The sequence below is a fragment of the Candidatus Palauibacter australiensis genome, from assembly GCA_026705295.1.
In the GTDB taxonomy this organism is placed as follows: Bacteria; Gemmatimonadota; Gemmatimonadetes; order Palauibacterales; family Palauibacteraceae; genus Palauibacter; species Palauibacter australiensis.
In genome coordinates, this window is sequence record JAPPBA010000182.1 from 1 (window position 1) to 4343 (window position 4343).

Below are 4343 nucleotides of genomic sequence, written 5' to 3' on the forward strand. Positions count from 1 at the left end.
ATATACTATAGCCTCAGGGTAGCGCCAAGCTCTTGCGTAGCGAAGGAGGATGCAACATGAACACGATGGTGCAAGCGGCAATCCAGACATCGAACGAGATGCAGCGTCACTTGGTCGCGAAAGCGACCGACGATTCAGAGTTCCGCGCGCAGCTCGTGGCGAATCCGAACGCGGCCATCAAGCAGGAATTCGGAATCGACCTGCCTGAGTACGTCAGCATTCAGGTGCACGAGAGTCGCGGGAACGACCTCCACCTCGCGCTGCCCCCGAGCGCCGATGCCGAACTGGAATTGGACGAGGAGGCGCTGGAGGCGGTCGCAGCCGGGCTTTGCTGCTGCGGCTGATCTTCGATCAGCGGTAACACTCCGCAGGCACCGCCAGCCGCCGGCGCTGGCGGTGCCTGCTCGCCTTTGTGGCTCCTCGCCTTCCGTCGCCCGTGACGTCCCTCTCCCGCGGCCCCGCTAGCCGGCGGAACCGCCGGTCGCGGAGTCGGCCTGCAGCGGAGGGAACACCAGGCAGAACACGTAGGCCTTCACCTCCTCGAAGCGGTCGCCGACCAGCGACAGCTTGAAGTGGTGGATGCCCCGGACGACGAGCAGCATGCCTCGTCGCCCGAACACCGTTTCCACCCCCGCCCACGACTCCGCGAGCGCGGACAGCTTCTCCTGCACGACGAGTCCCGGTGCGCGCAGGCCATCGATGATGCCCATCCAGGGCTCGATGTCCTTCAACCACTGCGTGTCCTGGGCATAGAAGCTCACACCCAGGTCGGGCCTCACGCCGCCCGGATGGACATCGAGGTGCGCCGCCAGGTGGGAGAAGGCCCCGCGTGCCTCCAGGTCCGAGACGAACGGGGCGAAGGTTGCGGGTCGTCCGGGCCACCCGGCACGCTCCAGAAACGAGGTCAACTCGCGCGTGCTCCTGATGCCCGTGATCGCCATCCGCAGGCCCCTCCTCCGGGCCGGGAATGCGCCCAGGCCGCCGATCTGCGCGCCCGGCGGCCTGGCCAGAAACAGGCGTTCGGCATGCCGGCGTTCGGCGCTCTCCGTCTCCCAGCCGCTCGCCATGGCGACCGCGTCGACGAGGACACGGAGATCTTCAGGCTCCTGGACCGTGCCTTCGTCGGGCAGCGCATCGGCGGTGGGGTAGAGGAAGATGCCCGGGTCCGGGAACCGGCCATGGTGCGCCGGATCGATGTCGTATTCGAGCAGCAGCTTCGCGGCGATTCGCCGTAGCTCGCTCTCTTCTCGTCCCATCTCGTGCAGAAGCCGGACGACGGCCGCCGCGGACGCATCTTCGGGTCGCGACCGGGACCACGCCTCGAAGTGCGCCGCCGACCGGCTGCCCTGAAACAGCGCGAGACCCAGATCCGCCCTCGGTTCCTGTTCGTGCAGCCGAAACTCGAATCCGAAACCGGCGGTCGCCAGGCTGATCGGCAGCCCGTTTGTGCGCTCCATCAATTTGTCCCAGCCGGGACCGCCGACCAGCACGGCGGGAATCCGGCTCCTGAACTGCTCCAGCAGTTCGCCGACGGAATCCGCCTGGGCCAGCATGTGCTCTTCGATGGCCGCGCGAGCTTCGTCGAGGTTCATTGCGCCGTTGCCTTCCTCGGTTGCCGTTCGGTGTCCTTCAGGCGATGACCGGAACGGGATTCAGTTGATCCTCCGAAAGGGGGTGCTCCCGCAAACCCATCGAGACCGGCACGTCGAACAGGCGCCCGGGCGCGAAGCGTTCCCAGAAGTGGCGCATGCCCGGTACGATGACGCGAACGACCGGCATGCCGATGTCGGGCCGGGTCTGGTCGAGCACGAGAAACTCCAGGCCGCGCGCTTCGACGAGCGCCCGACAGTGATCCACGTCGTCCCGCGTGTCCATGGTGTCGAGCACGGGGTAGTCCTCCTTGCCGCGCGGCGTCGTGCCGGACGCCGGCGCCAGCCAGCGGTGATCCGCCAGCCGGCCGTTTTCCCACCACCACCGGCTCATGGGATCATCGACGGCGTGGCCACCCCCGCGTCGTGCCGGTCCCTGTACCCATTGCAGGCACTGGTTCAGTTCGCACACCGCGCGCAGGGCCGCGATCTGCGGATCCATGTGCGCTCCGGCCCCATATAGGATGTCCTCGCTCCCCTCCCCGATTCTTCGGGAGATCGCCACGAAGACCGGAATGCCGAAGTCACAGGTCGCGTCCAGCACCCACATCTCGCGCTCCTGGCGGCCGTAGTATTCCGGGGCCGACGCCAGGTATTCGTCGTCGAAGCTGGACAGGTCCACCTCCGGCAGGCGCAGCCGATTGTACCACCAGATCGCGAAGGCATCGCGTTCCACGAGTTCGAGAAAGCCCTGCAGAATGGCTTCCTCCAGCGTGTTGCCCGCGGCGCACCCGTTCGAATCCGCCTTGAACGCGGGACCGTCGCCTCCTTCCTCCGCCACGCCGTACAGGATCGATGTGGGCAGGTACCGGTGTCGCGCCTGCGTGAGCGACCACACGGGCGACCAGTCGATCTCCGCTTCGGGGTCGAGCCGCGGCGGCACGAAGTTGTAAGGGTGGCCGCGGGCGTTGATCCGCTCCGCGTCACTCAGTTGCCGGTCGCTGAACAGTTGCACGTCGTTCGGGTGGATCGCCTCCGACTCTCCCGCTTTCTCGAAGTCCAGAAGACGGCGTCGGGAGCGGATCTCGTCGCCGTGAAACGCGCCGCTGTAGCGCTCGACCGCCTCGCACAGGGCGCTCGCTTCCGACTGCCGCGGCGTGCTGCCCTTCCCGGCGCTCTTGCTCCGCAGACTGCGCCGGAGGGAACTGAGCCTGCGGCTGCGAAGCGCGACGTTGTTGCCCGCCCAGTACACGTGCAGCCAGGGATCGGCTTCGTCCGTCGTCCGGGTGAGCCACGTCACGACGCCGGTGATCGGACTGACCAGATGTCGATACCTGGCGAGCGTCGCCCCGGGAGGGACCGCGCGCTGGCCGCCGCTGTTGTGCACCGGTTTGGGACTCGACCGCAGCCGTACGGGCGCCGCCGGCCGGTCGGCCCGGTACAGGGCCTCATCGCCGCACGCGAGACATTGCGGGCGGCGCATGGCGGGATGCGACCCGCTCTCGAGGCTGGCGACATTCAGCGAGATCGCCCGCTCGTGGATGGGCGCCAGATCGTCGAGTACCAGCCACCTGGCGATTTCGGCGGCGGCGAGGCCGCATACCGCTTCCAGCACGGCCGGCTCCAGCGCGCGGGGCCGCACGGCCGCGGCTTCTCCGCCGAGGTTGCGCAGGAAGCTGTGGACCTCCTCGTGGGCCCGCAGGCGGTAGGCGAGGCACGCCCAGCATGGGCCGCCGTCAGCCGGCCGGAAGACCGGCCCGAACAGCGGCCGGATGCCGTTCGGTCTGACGAGGATCCACGGCTTGCCGGACTCGAGGTGGCGGCGATTGATCGTGTCGTGCCGCTCGTCCAGGTAATCCGCACATACGATGACCGACAACGAAGGGTCGACCGTGGCCGCTCGAATACCCACCGCTTCCAGCTGGCGGGCGAGGGGATCGGCATCGCCGGCGACGGCGACCGCCGCCTCTCCCAGCCGCTGCTCCGCCCACCGAGGCGAGGCGCCGAGCGACGACCAGTACGCGGCCCGCCCCGGGTCCAGGCCGTGATCGCCCGAAACGAGATATCCCCGGGACGCCAGGGCCGCGATCGCGGTCTGCACTGCGGACGCCGAATGGGCGGGGCCCAGCGCTGCGACGATCTCCTCTGTTGTGCGGCGCCCGTCGAGGAGCGGCATGAGCTCACGATGGATCTGCCCGCGGAGCAGCGTGTTGAAGGCCTCCGAGACGAGCAGCACCCGTCCGTCGCCGATCGACCGGAACCCAAGATGCGGCGTCAGCAGCGGCAACTCGATGAGGCCGCGGTCGGCGGGCGTCGTTCGCATCAGTAGTCCGCCGGGAGAATCCCTGCGTGACGGCCTGCTCTCGACCATGCGTTTCCGGCGGCCCCGTGTAGTCAAGCCCTGGCGTCAGCGACCGCGGACCGGTCCGCGAACGGCATATGGGCTCCGTTGAACACCTGTTCCGGGTCGAACTCCCGCTTCCACCTGATGCCCTGGTCGAGCATCTCGCCATAGTGCTCCGCCCACTGCCGGGGACCATAGCCCACGCCGCCCGACAGATACGTCTTGCCGCCAAGTCCGACCAGCGTCCTGTCGGTGTCCTCGAGTCGGCTCGCCAGCTCGATCGCCTCCGCGGGCTGGAATTCACCCAGTCTGGCGAGGATCGAATACGAGATCGCCCGTTCCCCTCGCGGACGCCTGAATAGCGGGGCGTCGATCGCCTCTCTTCAGATCGGATAGAGGCCGGTCCAACT

At 68.1% G+C, this 4343-nt stretch carries 3 protein-coding genes; 1 reads left to right on the plus strand and 2 read right to left on the minus strand.

Going from position 1 to position 4343, the window contains the following annotated elements; all coding sequences use genetic code 11:
• Positions 1-56 precede the first annotated feature (56 nt).
• The gene (locus OXN85_15130; GenBank protein MCY3601298.1) at positions 57-344 is read left to right on the plus strand and encodes an NHLP leader peptide family RiPP precursor; all 288 of its coding nucleotides are present in this window, start codon (positions 57-59) and stop codon (positions 342-344) included.
• Between the two features lie 117 nt (positions 345-461).
• On the opposite strand, the gene OXN85_15135 is transcribed toward OXN85_15130, so the two are convergent.
• A complete protein-coding gene (locus tag OXN85_15135; GenBank protein MCY3601299.1) occupies positions 462-1592 on the minus strand; it encodes a hypothetical protein in 1131 nt (376 codons plus the stop codon).
• 37 nt (positions 1593-1629) lie between these two features.
• Entirely contained in the window at positions 1630-3912 is a 2283-nt protein-coding gene (locus OXN85_15140) for a TOMM precursor leader peptide-binding protein (protein MCY3601300.1), read from the minus strand.
• Between the last annotated feature and the right edge of the window lie 431 nt (positions 3913-4343).